Raw genomic sequence first — 19,094 nt, 5'->3', positions numbered from 1 at the left:
GAGACCTGTAAGGTGCGCTTTTTGAGCTTGCTTTTAGTTGGCTTAATCGCTCCTGACAGGTCTCTTTATTATTAGTACACCGCAATTTTTCTGTTCTGCGGGCGCAGGTACCAGCTCAGAACGATCAGTATAACAAAAATGAGCTGGTATATTACCCCGGTAAATCCATCACCACTCACCAGGTGCGAAATAACGGCCCCGGTCATCAGGAAAAAGAAACCGGCATAGGCCCATTCTTTCAATAAGGTAAAACCGGGTAACAGCAGCACCAGCACCCCGGCAATTTTCCAGGCGCCTAAAATAGAAAGCATATATACAGGGTAACCGAGATGAATAATGCCATCGGTATTCGCTTTCAACCGGAGTAATTGCGCAACGGCTCCCGCCAACATACCCAAAACCAATAATGAGGTAACGATCCAGTATACTATTCTACGGCCTTTTGCCGCTTTGATTTGAATGGTGGTCATATTGAATTGTTTTATACTTCAATAATGACCGGGGTGCCGGAAATTGGACAGCATTGGTAAAATAAAATGCCAACAGATGGTTTAAACGTTGGTTGTAGGGGCTTTGTAGGGGTAAAATGTACCGGTAAAGAAGTATAAATGGTAGTTGTAGTGGAGAAGTAGTAGGTGATGATCGTCAGAAGTAGCATAAAAGTCAATAAGTTACCGGTTGATAATTTTACCAATGATGAAAAGTCCTCTTATTGCCTTTGTTTTTACGGTTTGCATAACCGTTGGCGGCCTCGAAGCGGCTGCCCGGCAAAAAACGATTGCCCGGCGGGTTGATTCGGTTTTGAAACTGATGACGCTCGATGAAAAGATCGGTCAGTTGAATCAGTACTCAGGCAGGGAAGAAGTTACCGGTCCCGAAAGCGACAAAAGCGACCTGGTTCAGGAGATCAAAGCCGGTAAGGTTGGCTCCATGCTGAATGTGCGTGGAGCGGTTCATACCCGCCGCGTGCAGGAGCTGGCATTGCAGTCGCGTTTGAAGATCCCCCTGATCTTTGGCCAGGATGTTATTCACGGTTACAAAGTAACGTTTCCCATTCCGTTGGCCGAAGTGGCCAGCTGGGACCTGCCGGCTATAGAACAGGGTGCGCGCGTAGCGGCTATTGAAGCGGCTGCCAGTGGTTTGCACTGGACCTTTGCACCCATGGTTGATCTTTCGCGCGATCCCCGCTGGGGCCGTGTAATGGAAGGGGCCGGGGAAGACACTTATCTCGGCAGCCTCGTGGCAAAAGCCAGGGTACAGGGTTTTCAGGGTAAGGGAATCGGTAATACCGATGCCGTAATGGCCTGCGTAAAACATTTTGCCGCTTATGGCGCGGCTACAGGCGGCCGTGATTATAATTCGGTCGATATGAGCGACCGCACCTTATGGGAATGGTACCTGCCGCCTTTTAAAGCTGCTGCCGATGCAGGCGCCGCCACCTTCATGAATTCCTTCAATGATCTCAACGGTATTCCCGCAACCGGCAATGCCTACCTGCAACGCGATATCTTAAAAGGTAAATGGAAGTTCACCGGTTTTGTGGTGAGCGATTGGGGCTCCGTTGGTGAAATGGTGAACCATGGTTATGTAAGAGATAAATATGACGCTGCAGCGAGCGCTATAAGGGCCGGCAGCGATATGGATATGGAAAGCCGCAGCTACATTACCAATCTTTCAAAACTGGTTATAGAGGGAAAAGTTCCGATGACGCTGATCGACGATGCGGTGAGAAGGATCCTGTGCAAGAAATTCGAGCTGGGTTTGTTCGATGATCCGTTCCGTTTCAGCAATACGCAACGCGAAACGGAGCTCGTGGGAAATATTCAACACCGCGCCATGGCAAAAGATATGGCGAAGAAAAGTATTGTGCTGTTGAAGAACGAAGACGGGCTGCTGCCTTTGTCGAAGAATACAAAAACCATTGCCGTTATTGGCCCCCTCGTGAAATCGGAAGAAGATATGCTTGGTTTCTGGAATGTGGGCTGGCCCGATAACAGCGATGTGGTATCGCAATGGGAGGGACTGCAAAATAAACTGGGCAAGAACACAAAACTCCTGTATGCAAAAGGCTGCGAGGTAAAGGATACCAGCCGCGCCGGTTTTGCAGAAGCGGTTGCTGCTGCACAAAGCGCCGATGTGGTGATCGTAAGCGTTGGTGAGTTCCGCGATATGAGCGGCGAAGCAAAAAGCCGCGCCGATATCCATTTGCCCGGTGTACAGGAAGAACTGATAAAAGTATTACATGCAACCGGCAAACCCCTGGTGGTGCTGGTAAATGCCGGCCGCCCGCTGGTATTTAACTATACGGCCGATAATGTTGCCGCCATTGTATACACGTGGTGGCTGGGCAGCGAAGCCGGCAATGCCATTGCCGATGTGCTGTTCGGCGATTACAACCCTTCAGGCAAATTACCTATGACCTTTCCCCGAACTGAAGGCCAGATCCCCATTTATTATAATTACCTCAATACCGGCCGCCCGGCCCCCGATGATGATAAACCGGCAGGGTACCGTTCGGGTTATATCGATCTGCAGAAAAGCCCACGGTATGCATTCGGGTATGGGTTGAGTTATACCAGCTTTACCTACAGCGATCTGCAGTTGAGTAAAAACGCCATGTATAGCAAAGACTCTGTTGTGGTAACCTTTAAGTTAACCAATACCGGTAAGGTGGCTGGGGAAGAAGTGGTGCAGTTGTACCTGCGCGATGAAGTAGCTTCGCTGGTGCGACCAATGAAAGAGCTGAAAGACTTTGCGAAACTTTCATTACAACCCGGCGAAAGTAAAACAGTACGCTTTGTGATCAATAAAGAAAAACTCTCGTTCTATAATCAACAGTTGCAATGGGTTGCTGAACCGGGTCATTTTAGTTTAATGATCGGCAGCGCTTCCAATGATATTAAGTTGAAGAGCCGGTTTGAGTTGAAGCTTTCGGCCGTAAAGCAGCGAAAATAGGGGTACGGGAAAGTTATTCAGTTATTCAGTGCATAAGTTCATACGCTCGCGGGTAATAACGGGTTTGAATAAGAGCAACTGAATAACTGAATAACTCAATAACTCAGTTACTTGCAACTTTGTCTTCGTTTCTAATTGATCTAATTATATCAAGATGCGTCTGTGCACCGAAATGCATCGCGTCATGATGAAGTGCTTTTTTCAAACCGGCCGCTGCATCTTCCGGTTTATTTAAACCGAGGTACCCGAGCCCCATCATATAATGACAATGGGTTTCATTGCGCACATTCAGATCGTCTTCAAAGATCAGCAGATCGGGCAGCGATACCGCGAAGTAATCGATCTTCACTTCATCGTTCAGATGCGTTTTACCGTACGCTACCAGCCGTGAAAAGATCTCGCTGGCCTTTTCTGTTTCACCCAGTGCTTGCCAGGCCAGTCCCTGGTAAAAGATCTTGTCGGGCTGCTGATCGTTATAGAACATAGCCGCCGTTGGCTCCGATAACCCCCGGGTTGCTTTTTTGTAGCAACTGCTGGCTTTTTCCTTATCGCCCATTTCTTTGTATGCACAGGCCAGCCAGTAGAAAATATCATTCTCCTGCGCGCCATGTAGTTTTCCTTCGCCTAACCCATCGGGGTATACCTGTGCCTGTTGCAGTAGATCGACCGCTTTTTCAGGATCACCGGCCTGGATCGCTTTCCGCGCCATGCCCACCAGGCTGTAAATGTATTGCGCCGATACTTTTCCTTCACCGCCTTCCCAGGGATGAAACTTCCTTTGCATGATAAGGTCATACGCCTTTTCAAAGTCGCCAAGGAAATTGTACAGCGCCGCTCTTTCCAGGTAAAGGTCATCGCGTTGTTCCACTACGGTAATATGAGTTTCCAGGAACGCCAGCCGCTCTTTGGGCGATTTGTTCAGGCGTTTGTACAACTGGTCAAGCTCCATGAGCACCCGCGCATCTGTTGTGTCAAGCGCATAGGCTTTTACATAACAGCTTAGCGCTTTATCGGCGTTGTTACGTTTGTTGAAGTATGCTATACCGAGGTTACGGCAGGCTGTAGGAAAGCGATCATCCCGCTGTACGGCCAGTTCCCAACTGGCAATGGCATCATCATACTGCCGTTTGTCGTACCACAGGTTGCCCAGATAATACGGCGCTTTGGCGTCGGCCGGGTTAATGGTTGCCGCCAGTTGCAAAACGGCAATATCTTCAAGCCGGTTAGGGAAACAACAGCGCGGATCGGCCTGCGCCCCTTTTTTAAAATATTCTATCGCTTCCTTGTTCAGGCCCGCCTGGTGATGCGCCCAGCCGAGGTAATACCATAACATAGGTGAAGCGGTTGCTTCACTTTTACCTGCTGCCAGTTGCAGTAGTTCAATTGCTTCTTCCCAGGCGCCGGCGGCAACATAATCCAATGCGTACTCGAAATAGTTATGGGCATGGCCCCGCGCTATACGCGCCAGTTGATCGAGGGCGCGTTGCGCAGCCGCCGCATTGCCGGTTGAAGTATATAATTTATGTTGTTCAAATAAGATCGAAAGGTTGAACAGGTCTTTTTGCAGTGCTTCTGTACAAACGGTCAACGCTGCCTGGTGCCTGCCGAGTTTTCTTAATGCCAGCGCTTTCAATGCAAGGGCCTTGCTGTTTTTTGCATTGCGGTCGAGCGATAATTGAATATGTTCCAGCGCCAGTGAGTAATCTTCCCGGGCGAGATCGATTTGCGCTACGGAAAAGAAACCGCTGTCCTGCCACGCGTTATTCCAGGTGGCTTTGTAAAACGCATTATACGCTTCCTTTAACCGGCCCTGCCATTTCAAACTGAGGCCGAGGTTGTAATAAGGCTCGCCGTCATAAGGATTGGGGTTGCGGCTGATAAGCGTTTCAACCGCTTTGCGAAAGTACGGTTCGCTTTTGGCAAACTGTCCGCGCCGCAGCAGCCATAATCCAAGGGCATTGTTGTTACGAATGTCTTTGGGATCCCTGCGCAATGCTTCTTCATAATAAGGCACCGGGCTGTAGGTGGCATGCCGGTATTGTTCAAGGTGCAAACCCGTCAGGTACAACTGCTCGTTGTTCTCTACGTCTTTTGGTTCCAGCGCTGCTTTCGCCGGTTCGGGAATGTCGTTTTGTTTGTTGGCCTTGTGCGCATACCGCAATGCTTCCTTACCGTTCTTATCGGTTAGTACCAGCAGTATATTCTCCGGCGTTATGTCTTCGCTGACAGCAACTGATTTTGTATACACTGTTTCCGGACTAACCAGGAAAACTTCCTTCAGCAGTTCTTTATCGCCCTTTGTCAATTGTATCTTGAGTAACTGTGCCGAGGTGGCATATACCTTCACTACCAGTTCGCCATGCTGTTTTTCTATATTCAGCAACACGTCCTTTGTGGCGTTCTTTACTACGCCCAGGTCGCGGTAGGGCATAAAGTATTGGGTGAACGATTTTTCTTCATAAGGCATCAGCCAGCTGAAGTCGGGCTGGTTATCGGTGAACACGCCGGTCATCAGTTCTATGTAGGGGCCATCTTCATCGGTAAGGTTCCTGTCCCAGGCCTGGCCAAAATCGCTATGCCCCCACGTCCATTGTTTTTTACCCGGCGATACATGATGATTGGCAACGTGTAATACGCCGGCCTGCGTGTCGTGCTCATAACCGCCGACAAAATCGTAATCGCTATTCACGGCCATATAGGAAGTAGGCACCGGAATATTTTTATAACGTGAAATGTCGGTGCCGGGTGAGTAATCTACTTTATAGTAAGTGCCGGTAGCGATGGGAAAGGTAGAAACATCTCTTTTCCCATGATCAAATACCGCGTTCACATCTGGCGGGAAAACGGATTGATAATGATCGTTCACCTTTACCGCGGGATTGGCCCACCACAAAAATGTTTGCGGCAGGGGTGTGCGGTTAAAGAGTTTTACTTTTATTTCAAGATAGGCTTTGTCGGGGTGTAAAGTAAAACCGGCCATTCCTTTTGTGCGGAACATGCGCTCCACTTCGTTTACCCAAACCGTTTGGCTGCCGTCTGCATTTTCTTCTATGGTATAATCAACCGGTTCAAAAGTGCTGGGGCGGTGGTGTTGCGGCCAGTTGAATTCGATACCGCCTGAGATCCAGGGACCGCATAAGCCAACCAGCGCCGGTTTAATAACCTGGTTATAATAAATAAAATGGCGTTGTTTTATTTTGTCGTAAGCCATTTGCACGCGGCCGCCCAGTTGCGGCAGTATCATGATCTTCAGGTATTGGTTCTCGAGAAATAATCCCTGGTATGTTTTGTCTTTTTTCTCGTCATAGATCTTTTCTATTACCGGGTTAGGGTATACGGCGCCGCTGCTGCCCTGGTAAACCCGCTTTTCGAAGAACATGGGGTTCTTGTCGGGCTCGCCTGCTTCATATGTAGGAATGGTTACTGTTTCTTCCCAAACGCGAATCGTTGACTGGCTCATTTGCTGATTAGAATTTGTTCTGGTAGTTACAAGAGATTTAAAACAAACTTAGCTGTAATGCTTATGCTGCAAAATGGAAAATACTTCGAAAATGATGGACAATGTTACGGTTGACCGACCGTAAGAGATTGCACCTTTTTTGCATCTACCCTTGTAACTGGTTTGAATGTTTCGCCGGCCATATATTGTTTCAGGCTGTATAATAATTGTTTTGCTTCGGGACGTTGATCCTGGTCTGTTAGCAGGTCGATACCTGTGATCAATAATTTGCCTTTGCCGGTTTTGCATTCTGTTACCAGTGCCAGCGGGCGCGCGGTTACCCAGTCATCGATCACGCGTACAATGGCCGGCAGGCCTTTTTGCAGTGAATCGAGGATGATAGCGCCGGAATGGCTCATGGCATCCCACCATTGCCAGTTGCTATGGTATTGGGTGGGAAATGCTTTCAGCGCCGGATGTGTAGGGTTACACAGGATGCCGAGTGTAACAGGGGGCTGGTTATGCGTCCATGCGGTATTCCAGAAGATGCTGGAAAAGCCGATGGCTATATCGCCGCCTTTCTCCGGCCGCAACGTTCCTTTCTTCAATGTCAGCAGCACCTTGCCGCCTTTCTCAAGTGTTTCCTGTGCTGTTGCATCCAGTTGGTGTGTTACCAGTATTTCCTGGTTGTTATCAGGCAACGAAACAGGGTATACAAACAGGTCCCAGTTGTTTTGATAATCCCCGATAGAAATGGTTAAGGTAAGCCGTTCGGGTTTTTGTATGTTTTGTAACGATTGTTTGATGGTGCCTAACTGTATGGCATTGCCCACCGCTATATTGGTTGTTGGCAATTGTCCTTTGAAAAGCATATTGCCCGCTTCGTTTTTGACGCTCCATACCGGCGTTGCATTGTTAAGCGGTCCCGCGCTGAATTGCGCTACTTCCACCGGTATATTCAATTCTTCAATATTCAGCCAGATCATTTTCGACAGTTTTGCCAGGGGAACTACCGCGTTACAGAAACGGCTATATGCTTTGGCGGTTACGTATCCCTTTTCTTCCCAAAACGGGTTCAGCACGCCTACGAGGGCGGTGCCCTGACCGGGAAAATCATGCAGATCGAGCAACTGGAAACCGCCGAAACCCGGTGTGCGCAGCGCAGCTTCAATATCAGCTTTGTAGCACAATACCTGTAGTTTTCCGGAGGCAAGCAAAAAGCTGTCGGCCAGTTTACCCATGCCATGGTTATTGAGCTTGTCGCGGAAGATCTCGAAGTTCTTTGCTTTTAGTACACCGGTATATTTTTTAATTTCTTTGAAGTCGGGGTACACACACCATTGACCTATTTCATGACTTACCGTAGGATGCTGCCATTTGCCGATAATATCTTTCCAGTTGTAATCGGCTTTAGGCGGTTGGGCGTTGATGATACTTTTTAAACCGGCGCCCCATGCCTGTATGCGGGGATCGGGGGTACTGTTGTAATCCTGTTTGTCGATCACCGGCCAGCCGGCGCCTGTGGTATACAAACGGCGCGGGTCTTTATGCTGCCAGTAGGCGACGAAGTCAGTAAGGTATTTTACATGGTTCTTACCCTTGGGTTCATTGCCATAAGCCATCATACAAAAGGAGGGATGATTGCCAAAGGCTTTTACCACCCGCTCGCTTTCTTCATAAATGTATTGATCGAGCGGTTTGCCATCACCGATGGGAGAACCCTGGTTGGCCCATGAGGAACATTCAATATGCAGGTAGAACCCGAGGCGGTCGGCGGCGTCAAAAGCGGCGGCGGGCGGCGTCCAGGAGTGAAAGCGCAAATGGTTCAATCCAAATGAGCGCGCCACTTTGAAGATCCGTAACCAGGAATCGATGTCGGTTGGCGGATAACCTGTTTTTGGGAAGATGGCGCATTCCAGGGTACCGCGTAAAAAGGTAAGCCGGCCATTGATGGTGAATTGGGTGCCCTGCGCTTTAAAATCACGCATACCGAACTGCACCTGTTTTTCATCTTTATTGGCGCCCTGTTGCAACTGTACGTTCATCGTGTACAGGTTGGGGTTGAATTCATCCCATAACAGGGGCGCGGGGCCCATGGCATAACGCATTTCAATCGTTGTGCTGTCGCCGGTTAGTTCTATTTCCCGTGTAACGGGTTTTAATTTTCCGGCGCCGGCGCGCAGCGCTGTTGCCAGCATACGCAAACGGGCTGTTACCGGTTTACCTGTGCTGTTGCCTATTGTTACTTTGGCCAGTACTTCTTTCGCGTGTATATCGGGATATAATTGCACATCCTGAACGTAGAGGGGCGAACGCGCGGTAAGCGCTAGTTTTCCCACCATCCCGTTCCAGTTGCTTTGGGTATGATCTGAAATGCTGTGCGAGTTTACACCCACATCAAAGTCCTTTACGCGGTTATCGATGCGAACGGTGAGCTGGTGGGCGCCGGGAGTAAGCAGGTTGGTAAGGTTGAAAACATGCGGGGTGCCCAGGCTGTTCTGCATGCCGATTTCTTTTCCATCTAGCCAGAGGGTGGTTTCCCAATGGCTGCGTTCGATGAACAGCTCCAGTTGTTTGCCTTTCCATGCGGCGGGAATATGTACCGTTTTCTGGTACCATGCTGCCCCTTTGTAATATTTCACGGGTTGCAACCAGAAGGGAATTTTTATATTTCCTTTTTTTCGATAGGCGGCATACTCAGGTTTGAAGAACCAGGAGGAATCGATGATATTGCCAATCCAGGGGGTATTTGTGTCAACCTCATTACCTTTTCCATTGGTGGCCATGGAGCCCGGCAGTTTAATGGCGCCGGACAATTTCCGGTTGAACCATTGCTGTTCTACGCCTTTATCGAGCGAATCCATTTGAAACCGCCAATCGCCCGACAGGTCTATTGCGTATTGAATGAGATGGACCGTTTGGCCTTTTGCAATCGGAATGTTCGTGATAATGGCAAGTAAAATAATGTAGTGAAACTTTTTCATTGGCAATTCTTAGTTGTTCAGTTATTCAGTTGTTCAGTTGTTCAGTTCTCAGTTCATAGTTCACAGTTCATAGTTCACAGTTCATTGTTCATAGTTCTTTTATTCGGGACTCGCGGCTTTCAGTTTATGGTTTATTGTTTTTGGTTTATGGTTCTTTTATTCGGGACTGAAAAGCAATTGCATGCGTTCCGCGTTTTCTGTATTTGCTATAGACTTACAGCTTTCAGCTGTATTCTGTATTTGCTTGCAGCTTACGGCTTGAAGCTTGCAGCTGTATTTCAGTTTATGGTTTATTGTTTTTGGTTTATGGTTCTTTTATTCGGGACTGAAAAGCAATTGCATGCGTTCCGCGTTTTCTGTATTTGCTATAGACTTACAGCTTTCAGCTGTATTCTGTATTTGCTTACAGCTTACGGCTTACGGCTGTATTCGTAGCAAATCTTACATTTATATAGGCGCCGGTCAATAGAAATTGTTATTAAAAAGATGGATTATATTATGGAAACCTTTACGCAATCGATTTCGTAAACTTTATCTCTTTCGCTTTCTGTCTCTGATATTAAGCCAGATGCTCATGATCACACTAATTAGAAAAACAACGAGCGTAACATTGTTTACGAGTGTTTCGTTGAAGTTGATACCGGTGAGTTGTAAAAGCAGGAAGTGGATGTAGGAATTTTGCTGATCGTGATAGCCCAGGCGTTCCCGTACGTCCCAGTGCCAGTCGGTACAAAGGCAATACCCCCAACCGAACCAGATGCCCAGTACAAACCAGGAAAAGGCGGTCAATGACAGGGTGACCAGGTTCCATTTCCTGGTTGCACGAAATAGCCAGCCTGTTATGTTGAACAGCGTAAAAAGTGTGTGGAATACAAAGAAGAAAATATTCAGGAACTGATACCACATGACCTGGCATTGAGATATATGGTAATTTACTGAATTTATAACAGAGTGCAGCACATATCCTCGTTACCTGTATCACCGGTAAGATGTGGATTTTCACCGCACCGGCATCTTATTACCTGTACCCTTAAATTAACAGGATGAACAGGCTGCTGATAATTTTCCTTTTTGCGATTGTTTTTTTGAACCGGGTGAATGGTCAAACCGCTATAGCGGCGGTTATCTTTTTACATAAGCTCAGTCCGGGCGGGCCCTGTGTGCCGGGTTTTGGTATTATGGCTGCATTTATAGCATTCTGGATTATTATTGCATTGATGGCCCGTAGCTTTTATCTTGCCATCGGTGGTAATAAAAAACACTATATTGTTGGCATCATTCATACGTTGGTATTAGTTACCTGTATGGTGATGATCGTTAATAGGTAAAACCTTTTCGCGATGGCTGATCTACAACTTCGTAAAACCGAAATTGCCGACCTCGAACAGTTATTTCAGTTTCAAATTGATGAGGAAGCTGTTTTCATGGCCGGTTTTATGTCGAAGGGCTATGACGATAAAAATGCTTATATAGAAAAGTATAAGAAGTTTCTCAGCGATCCAACCATTAACATGCGAACGATATGGCTAAACGAAAGCATTGTTGGCAGTGTGGCCAAATATGAAATGGATGGTCATGCGGAGATCACCTATTGGATCGACAAAAAATATTGGGGACAGGGTATTGCCACCAGGGCGCTTAATGAATTTTTGAACCTGGAAATTACGCGGCCGATTTTCGGGCACGCTGCATTTGATAATGCCGGTTCGCAACGGGTGCTGGAGAAGTGCGGGTTTGTCATGACCGGCACCGATCGCGGATTTGCATTGGCACGAAATCAGGTGATTGAAGAGTTTGTTTATAAACTGATGTAATTTCCAAATGCTCTCTCACTCAATAATATGCAACTTCTTAATCACTCCCTGGTAAAATTGCCTGCCAATGGGAATGATTTCTCCGCCCACGGTTAAATGATCGCGGGTTATATTATCTATAAAAAGAATGGAAGCAGCATATGCACGATGTGTTTTGATAAACATATTGGCAGGAAGACTTTTCAATGCCGTTGAAAGGCTCGACCGCACCATGTGATAGGTTTTATTTGAAAGAACGATCTTCGTGTAATTCCCTTCCGTAACAAGACACATCACATCTTCGGGATTAACACTTTTCAGTTTTTTGTTCTGCCATACAAATAAGGGGTGTAGCATAACGAATAAGCTTTGAGGTTACAGGATTACAATTTAAAAAGAAAATATTAATTAAACTTTCGGTTGTGTTTATGTTACGCATCCGGTGGTGTGAGACACCTTAATGCGACCTTAATGCTACCTCATTGGTGCCTCGGCCCCCGGGGACCTATTGAGGTGGTTTCGAGGAAGCAAAGAGGACCAAAGAGGAGAAACCGAGGTTCCAGCGCGATTCATCACACCGTTTTCATACGTTCGTCACACCGATATTCGACGCTCGTCACATCAGAAAATCTCTTTCCGGGGAGAAAATGCGGTTCGTCACACCAGTTTCCGAAGCCCGTCACATCAAGGAGTAAACACCGTCACATTTTTGAAAAATGAGGCTGTGATCTGCTATACATTTGAGTCATCAATCAACGCCAAAGGAGTTTCGCTCAGGGCTACCGGGAAGAGCGAACCCGGGAACCTTCTCCGCGGCAGCGATTGACAGACGTTCACAAAATCTTTAACTTTTAAAATTTTAGTTTATGGCACATTCAAATAACAGCGTTATTACTGGCAAATTGAAAGGAACCCTTGGGAAAGAACTCGTATTTCGCGAGTGGCAGGGTAAAACAGTAGTAGCTAAAGCGCCTAAAGGCAGGAAAGGAGAAGCAACTGCTGCGCAGGCCGAAACTCAGGAGAAATTCCTTATTGCATCACGATATGCAAGGGCAGTGATCAATCGCGCAGATAAAAGCATGGCAGAAGCCTATGCCGCTGCGCTGAAACCCCGGCAAAACGTGTATAGCAGAGCGTTGGAAGATTGTATGTCTCCGCCCATTGTAAAAAGCATCACTACGCGTAATTATAAAGGCACCGTTGGCGATAAGATCGTTATTCGTGCAATAGATGATTTTCGGGTAGTGAGCGTACGGGTAGAGATATCTGCTGCCGATGGCACGTTACTGGAAACCGGTAATGCCGAACCAGACGAAAACGGAATGGATTTTACATATCTTGCCACCCAGGCTAACAACCTGCTGGCTGGAAGTAAGATCACCGCTATTGCAACCGATGTTCCGAAAAATGAAGGAATATTGCAAGTATCTTTGTAATGCTTTTACAAGGGATCACATTCCGGCCTGGCCGGAATGTGATCCCGTTTTTAAGCAATTTTAAAAAGGGTATATGAGTAAACTGCCAAAGCGCCATTTCTGGGAGTGGTTCAAACGGAACAATAAAGAGTATCTCGATCTGAACAATAAATCGAAAAAAGAAAGATCATACTGGCTTCATGAACTGAACGCCCATTTGCGCGCTTATTATAAGTTCTTTGAGTATAGCATGGCATTGCCTGAAAAAGGCATCGCCCGCCTTACCATTACTGTGAATGGCAGAGCGATGCATTTTAAAAAGGTGGATTTGTTTGTTGCCACCGCACCCGAAATACCCGGCTGGAGCATAACTGCGCTGGAAGAACCCATGCCGGTTGAATTTTTACTGGAGAAACAAATGGGTGAGGCGGGGGTAGACCCGGCGGAATTCAGTTTTTCCTTTGATGGTAATGATACCGAACTGGCGCATGTTATCGTATATCACCCGCTATGCGGCGATGACAATGCCGCGCGTTTCCTGGAACTGGCTTATGGCGCATTATATAATTTATTAGGCGAACGATCTTTCGGCCTCGACCTGGGCCACCTTGAAGTCGATAATTTGTCCAATGCCAACCGGGATAATGTATACCCGATCGATGAATTGCCTACCCATATCGGTTGGCGTAAATCGCCGGTAGTGGTAGGGCCCGATGGAACATTGGAGGGGATGGGAAAATGATCGTAAAAAAGCAAAAAAGGATCGCTGTTGACGATCCTTTTTCTTTTGGGAATAATTGCTTTTATCTAACCATCATTGTCGTGTATTTATGTATACCGGCGCCATGCAGGCCAATATAATAATAACCCAATTTCAACGGCGATGATAATAATACCTGGTTGCGATAAGTACCCGCAGCTATTTTCACTGCAGTTATCACCCTTCCATTCATATCAACAACGCGCAGCCAGCAGTCGTTTGCCGCCACCGGGTGTTGCACATAGAACATGCTCCGGTTCCGGTTTGGATTGGGAAACACGGTTAAGCCGGTTGGCAAAACGATCAGCGGCGGTTCCTTAAATACAAAACCGGCCTGTGTTGCTGTGCCACCGGGTGTTGTTACAGCTACATTTCCTGTGTTGCCGGCACCTACAACTGCGGTTATTTCATTGGGTGAAACCACTGTGAACGAAGCGGCCGCCGTTCCGCCAAAACTAACGTGGGTAGTATTGGAGAAATGAAGGCCCGTAATGGTTATCGTATCACCGGTAAATGCGGTCAATGGATTAACGCTGGTGATCGCTGGCGCCGGCGGAATAAAGGTAAATCCTGCCAGGGTACCGGTACCGCCTGGCCCGGTTACCGACACGTCGCCCGTAGCGCCTGTTGTGATGGCTGCGGTTATAGTTGTTGAATTGACAATAGTATAAGTAGCAGCAACGCCGCCGAATTGTACATCCATAGCGCCCGTGAAATTGTCGCCGGTAATAGTAACCACGGTGCCTGCTATTCCTGAAGTGGGGGTAAACGAAGTAATGACCGGCGCCGGCGGCAGCCAGATAAAACCGGCCATGGCAGCGGTTCCGCCCGGTGTTTTTACCAGTACGTCGCCTGTTGCCCCTGTGCCTACTACGGCTTTTATGGTGGTATTTGAAACGGCATTTCTATAGATGGAAACATATCCGCCGAACGTTACATTTTGCAAACCGGAGAAATTGGTTCCGGTAATAAGGATGGTATCTCCATAATGTCCGCTGGCGGGCGTAAATGAGGTGATGGTGGGTTTGTCATAATACGTAAAGCCCGGCCTGGAAGCGGTGCCATCTAACGTTTTTACCACAACGTCGCCTGTGGCTCCATTGCGGATGGTGACCTGCATACTGGTGCCTGAGGTATTGATAAATTGAACAGTGGCTTTTGTACCGCCCAGCGTAACTTCGGTCACACCGCGGAAGTTGGTGCCATTGATGGTTACTGTTCCGCCTGTTGAACCATATGAAGGCGTAAAGCCGGTAATGGTTGGCGGCGTTAAGAAGTTAAAGGAACTCTTGGAGGCCGATCCCAACAACGTAGTAACACCTACACTGCCATCGCTGCCGGCAGCGGCGGGTATTGCGGTAATACTGGTTGATGAATGAACGATGAAGGAAGCTGCAGGCGTTCCGCCAAAACTTACACTGGTAACGTTATTGAAATTCTTTCCGGTAATGGTAACGGTAGTAGTGCCATCGCCTTCCTGTGGCGTAAATGAAGTGATCTCCGGCTCGCCGGTAATGTTCCGTAATACCTGTAGGGCGTTGGAGTTGATGTCGGCTATGGCTACATCATTCTTGCCATCCCCGTCAAAATCGGTTATGACAATATAATTTGCTCTCATGTCTGCGGTAAAAGTGATACCGGTAAAATCGATAGCGCCGCTGGTGCTGTTGTTTTTAAATACGACGAATGACGAATTGGTTGCATCGCCCAGGGCAATGTCGGGTTTGGTATCACCGTCCATATCGGCAATGGAAATATTGGTGGGCATACCGGTAACCGTGTAATCGATTTTTGCGTCCAGCGCTATAGTGCCTGACGCACTGCTGTTGCGGAATACCGACAGTGTTTTGCCGGTAGCGTTGGATACAGCAATATCCGGTTTATCGTCACCATCGAGATCGTCGAGTTGAATATGAACGGGATATGTGCCGGTAGAAAAAGTTGAGGTCGTAAAAGTTAAATTACCGGTGGTATAAGTGTTCTTTAAAATAACTAAAGCGTTAAGGTCAGGCATAATTCCGCAAATATCGGGTTTGCCATCTCCATCCATATCCCGCACCGCCAGTTTGCTCATGAAGCCGCTCACCGCAATGTTTTGTTTTGAAAAAGAAAGTGTACTGCCGGTACTGGTATTTCTCAACACCACAATGGTAGAAGACCGGTGGCAGCCTATTACAACATCTGTTTTTCCGTCGCCATCGAGATCGGTGATGGCAAAACTGTTAGGCCCGCCCGTTATGCCGGTGTTATATATATTCGACAATGTATTGTCATAAATGGAAACCTGGTCTGATTGTTCTTTTGCTACCAGCACTTCAGGGATCCCATCGCCATTGAGGTCGCCTGCCGCTATATCTTTTCCTGCGCCGCCAATATCGTAGGGCATATTGGTGCTGAAGCCGATATGGCGCGGCGAGCTGTTGTTGGTGAAAAGGTTCAGGTAATTGCTCCAGTCCTGCGTGGCAACGATCTCGGGTTTGCCATCGGCGTTCAGGTCAATGGGCGCCAGCGCATTCTTTGAATCGTTCCAGGTAATGTATGCGGCTCCCTTTGTTGTGCTCAGTACATCGCTGCTCAGTGGGTCCATACCCGGCATGGCGATCGTAAATGGTTTGGCTGAATATGCGGTGAAATTGCCGGTAGTAACTGAAAATGGCTGGTGTCCTGCACTTGCCGGTACGGTTACCGTAAGCGAAGTGGCAGTTGCTGCGGTAACGGTTCCTTTAACCGGACCGAAGTATACAATGTTGGCGGATGCCGTTGCATTGAAACCGGTACCGGTAATAGTAACAGCAGTTCCCGGCGCACCGCTTACGGGTGAAAAGCTGCTGATGGTTGGCTGTGCAAAAACAAGATTGGCTAACAGTACGAGTACAATGGTTACAATACTTTTTCTGGCTATAACGGTATACGTTAATAGTGGGGTAATGGATATTGGCTTCATATAGGGTTTACAATTACCGTAAAAGTATAAGGAAGAAAAGGCTTATGCAATAGGGTATGCGACTTATTGGATTATAATTAGGAAAATATTTCACTGGTATTATAAACAACCGTTATTCGTTGTGTGTATATGTTAGATATTTGGTATGCGTGCAGGTATCACGATAGTTTGATGATGTTCCTGGCAGCACGCACCCGCAGGCAAACAACGATGCTGTTAATTACCAATTTCTCTTTTCTGCTGTCTGTATTTGCTTGAAGCTTGCAGCGTGAAGCTTGCAGCTGTATTCTGTATTCGCTTTAAGCTTTGGGCTTATAGCTTTCGGCTGTATTCTGTACCTTTGCCGATAATATTCAACAAGCCGGCATATGTCGAAACTATTTACCCCACTTCAGCTACGATCAGTGCAGTTCAGGAACCGGATCACGGTTTCTCCAATGTGTCAATACTCCTCAACTGATGGCTTTGCTTCCGATTGGCATCTGGTGCATTTGGGCAGCCGGGCGGTAGGCGGTGCGGGGTTGATTATTTCAGAAGCGGCGGCCGTTTCACCCGAAGCCCGTATTTCTCCGTTCGATCTCGGCATCTGGAAAGATGACCATATAGATAAGTTGAAACAGATCACTTCATTTGTTAGTGCACAGGGAACGGTGCCGGGTATACAACTGGCGCATGCCGGGCGTAAAGCCAGTACCAATGTTCCCTGGGAAGGCAGGGGTAAAGTACCTGTTGAACAGGGTGGGTGGACGGTAGTAGCGCCATCGGCCATTGCTTTTGCCGATAACTATCCCATGCCGGTTGCATTGGACGCAAAAGGTATTCAACAGGTGATTGCCGATTTTACCGCAGCGGCAGCCCGTGCCGTGCAGGCCGGATTCAAAGTGATAGAAATACATAGCGCGCATGGGTACCTGTTACATCAGTTCCTGTCGCCGCTCAGCAATAAACGCACCGATAATTATGGCGGGGCTTTTGAAAACCGGATCCGGTTATTGCTGGAGGTGATTGCCGGGGTGCAAACCGTATGGCCCGCCGATCTGCCGGTACTCGTGCGCATCTCAGCAACCGATTGGGCCGAAGGCGGCTGGCATCTTGAAGAAAGCGTTCAGCTGGCCCGTATATTGAAACAAAAAGGAGTGGATCTTATCGACGTATCATCGGGTGGTTTGGTGAATCATCAGCAGATCGCCGCCGGGCCGGGATACCAGTTGCCATTTGCTTCACGTATAAAAAAAGAAACCGGCATCCTTACAGGAGCCGTTGGCATGATAACAACTACCATGCAGGCGGAAACCATCCTCGTGAATGACGATGCAGATATGATCATTATGGCGCGCGAACTGCTTCGCCAGCCTTATTTCCCTTTGAAGGCGGCGCATGAGTTGAATGAAAAAATTAAGTGGCCGGTACAGTACGAAAGAGCGAAATGGTAATCTGCGGTCAGGAAGGTGGTGGCATCGCTTATTTTTGTAAAACGGAAAGGCTGAGCTTTGCAATGTCTTCTAAAATTCTTTTATCGTTGGTTGTTTGCGCTATGATCTTTAAACCCACCAGGCAATTATATAAATGCCTGGCAGCAGCAAGTGGTGAAAGTGTTTTGTTTATTTCCCCCATCAGCTGGCCTTCTTTTACCAATTGCTGAAACAGGTTTTCAAAGTCCTCCATATTCTTTTTCACAAAGGCTGCTATGTTATTTTCAAGATTGGCCAGTTCCGTTGTCGTATTGATGATCAGGCATCCTTTGTTTTCCTTATCTTTTATAAGATCGTTGATTTCCATCCTGAATATATGCTGTATCTTTTTCAGCGGTGTGCCGGCCTTGTGTAAACACAGCGTAAGGTTATTGTACTGATGTTGTTTATAATGATTCAGACATTTAATGAATAAATTATATTTGGTGCCGAAACTGTTATAAATGCTGGAGCGGCTTAAACCGGTGACCTTTGTCAACTCATCCATCGATGTACCGTTATACCCTTTTAGCCAGAACAGCACCGTTGCTTTCTGCAAAACTTCTTCTTCGTTGAACAGTACTTCGTTTGGCATGCCGTAAAGTTTGGAATAATCGTTCCAGATGATCTTAAAAAATTTTAATTCAGCTCTGCAATGATCATAGGATCTGTTAAATGCCGTGAGGTGATCATCCATTTAACTGAATTTGCCAGTTGCTCCAACTGATCGGCATCATATTCCTGTTTTCCATGCAATTGCGTAGAAGCCAGTACCGGGTTGAACAAATGCACCCTGATGTTCTTTGTTGCCAGTTTTTCCGACAGGGAGTTGATGAGGGTAGACTGTGCGGCTTCAAAAAGAGCTGCGCCTTCTATACCGGTATTGATAGACGAGTTAAGGATAATGGAACTGCCTTCTGCCATTAACGGGAACAGCTGCTGAATGACGAAATAGGGCCCCTTCACAATGGAAGTGAATTGCTGCTCAAACTGTTCTTCCGTTACCGTTTCAGGAAGTTCGATACTAGTTGCATCGGCATTGATAAACACCATATTGATCGTGGGGGCTATCTTCTCAACTATATTCTTTAGTTTAAAAACGGTTTTCAGGTTCGAGGTGTCTGCCGCTATTCCGCTAGCGTTTGAACCCAGTTCAGGCAAAACTTTCCCAAGCGATTCCGTTGTACCGGTGATAATTACATGGCCGCCTTCTGCAATATATTCTTTGGCTATCGCCAGGCCTATTCCGCTGCTGCCGTCGCTGATAAAAGCCGTTTGTTCCGAGAATTTGTTCATATAAGTCGTTTTTAGATTTACCTTGGAACGTTCATTCCAAACACAAAGTTACAAGGA

At 47.3% G+C, this 19,094-nt stretch carries 14 protein-coding genes; 6 read left to right on the top strand and 8 right to left on the bottom strand.

Features of this window, described 5'->3' with window-relative positions; translation table 11 throughout:
- Positions 1–71: 71 nt before the first annotated feature.
- Positions 72–470 (bottom strand): DoxX family protein, encoded by a 399-nt coding sequence (locus A4R26_RS12030; RefSeq protein ID WP_081164022.1) that lies wholly within the window; start codon positions 468–470, stop codon positions 72–74.
- Positions 471–693: 223 nt separating this feature from the next.
- On the opposite strand from A4R26_RS12030, the gene bglX reads away from it, so the two are divergent.
- A complete protein-coding gene (gene bglX, locus A4R26_RS12025; RefSeq protein WP_107685830.1) occupies positions 694–2,955 on the top strand; it encodes a beta-glucosidase BglX in 2,262 nt (753 codons plus the stop codon).
- A gap of 103 nt (positions 2,956–3,058) precedes the next feature.
- On the opposite strand, the gene A4R26_RS12020 is transcribed toward bglX, so the two are convergent.
- The 3 genes from A4R26_RS12020 to A4R26_RS12010 form a co-directional block, all read right to left on the bottom strand.
- On the bottom strand, positions 3,059–6,415 hold the full coding sequence (locus A4R26_RS12020) for a DUF5107 domain-containing protein (RefSeq protein WP_081164021.1): 3,357 nt from the start codon (positions 6,413–6,415) through the stop codon (positions 3,059–3,061).
- Between the two features lie 104 nt (positions 6,416–6,519).
- Positions 6,520–9,378 (bottom strand): DUF8487 domain-containing protein, encoded by a 2,859-nt coding sequence (locus A4R26_RS12015; RefSeq protein WP_081164020.1) that lies wholly within the window; start codon positions 9,376–9,378, stop codon positions 6,520–6,522.
- A 531-nt stretch (positions 9,379–9,909) separates the two neighbouring features.
- Positions 9,910–10,284 (bottom strand): DUF2784 domain-containing protein, encoded by a 375-nt coding sequence (locus A4R26_RS12010; protein ID WP_081164019.1) that lies wholly within the window; start codon positions 10,282–10,284, stop codon positions 9,910–9,912.
- Between the two features lie 137 nt (positions 10,285–10,421).
- On the opposite strand from A4R26_RS12010, the gene A4R26_RS12005 reads away from it, so the two are divergent.
- Positions 10,422–10,706 carry a hypothetical protein gene (locus tag A4R26_RS12005; RefSeq protein WP_081164018.1) on the top strand — a complete coding sequence of 95 codons (285 nt, stop codon included), beginning with the start codon at positions 10,422–10,424 and terminating at the stop codon, positions 10,704–10,706.
- A gap of 12 nt (positions 10,707–10,718) precedes the next feature.
- On the top strand, positions 10,719–11,192 hold the full coding sequence (locus A4R26_RS12000; RefSeq protein WP_081164017.1) for a GNAT family N-acetyltransferase: 474 nt from the start codon (positions 10,719–10,721) through the stop codon (positions 11,190–11,192).
- A 15-nt stretch (positions 11,193–11,207) separates the two neighbouring features.
- Here the strand turns inward: A4R26_RS12000 and A4R26_RS11995 are convergent, their stop codons facing one another.
- A complete protein-coding gene (locus A4R26_RS11995) occupies positions 11,208–11,528 on the bottom strand; it encodes a LytR/AlgR family response regulator transcription factor (RefSeq protein ID WP_081164016.1) in 321 nt (106 codons plus the stop codon).
- A gap of 509 nt (positions 11,529–12,037) precedes the next feature.
- Here A4R26_RS11995 and A4R26_RS11990 point away from each other — a divergent pair.
- The gene (locus tag A4R26_RS11990) at positions 12,038–12,607 is read left to right on the top strand and encodes a hypothetical protein (protein WP_081164015.1); all 570 of its coding nucleotides are present in this window, start codon (positions 12,038–12,040) and stop codon (positions 12,605–12,607) included.
- A 73-nt stretch (positions 12,608–12,680) separates the two neighbouring features.
- Positions 12,681–13,328, top strand: coding sequence for a hypothetical protein (locus A4R26_RS11985; RefSeq protein ID WP_081164014.1), 648 nt, complete (start codon positions 12,681–12,683; stop codon positions 13,326–13,328).
- A 61-nt stretch (positions 13,329–13,389) separates the two neighbouring features.
- On the opposite strand, the gene A4R26_RS11980 is transcribed toward A4R26_RS11985, so the two are convergent.
- Positions 13,390–16,290 carry an IPT/TIG domain-containing protein gene (locus A4R26_RS11980; protein ID WP_081164013.1) on the bottom strand — a complete coding sequence of 967 codons (2,901 nt, stop codon included), beginning with the start codon at positions 16,288–16,290 and terminating at the stop codon, positions 13,390–13,392.
- A 368-nt stretch (positions 16,291–16,658) separates the two neighbouring features.
- Here A4R26_RS11980 and namA point away from each other — a divergent pair, with 368 nt between their 5' ends.
- The gene (gene namA, locus A4R26_RS11975) at positions 16,659–17,723 is read left to right on the top strand and encodes an NADPH dehydrogenase NamA (RefSeq protein ID WP_081164012.1); all 1,065 of its coding nucleotides are present in this window, start codon (positions 16,659–16,661) and stop codon (positions 17,721–17,723) included.
- A gap of 28 nt (positions 17,724–17,751) precedes the next feature.
- Here namA and A4R26_RS34610 read toward each other — a convergent pair whose 3' ends face one another.
- Together A4R26_RS34610 and A4R26_RS11960 are read right to left on the bottom strand one after the other, a co-directional pair.
- Positions 17,752–18,336 (bottom strand): TetR/AcrR family transcriptional regulator, encoded by a 585-nt coding sequence (locus A4R26_RS34610; protein ID WP_165760241.1) that lies wholly within the window; start codon positions 18,334–18,336, stop codon positions 17,752–17,754.
- 44 nt (positions 18,337–18,380) lie between these two features.
- On the bottom strand, positions 18,381–19,037 hold the full coding sequence (locus A4R26_RS11960; protein ID WP_081164010.1) for an SDR family NAD(P)-dependent oxidoreductase: 657 nt from the start codon (positions 19,035–19,037) through the stop codon (positions 18,381–18,383).
- Positions 19,038–19,094: the final 57 nt, after the last annotated feature.

Source organism: Niastella populi (assembly GCF_002078015.1).
GTDB classification, from domain to species: domain Bacteria; phylum Bacteroidota; class Bacteroidia; order Chitinophagales; family Chitinophagaceae; genus Niastella; species Niastella populi.
Note: the sequence above shows the minus strand (reverse complement) of the source record. Positions and strands in the feature narration are given on the sequence as shown.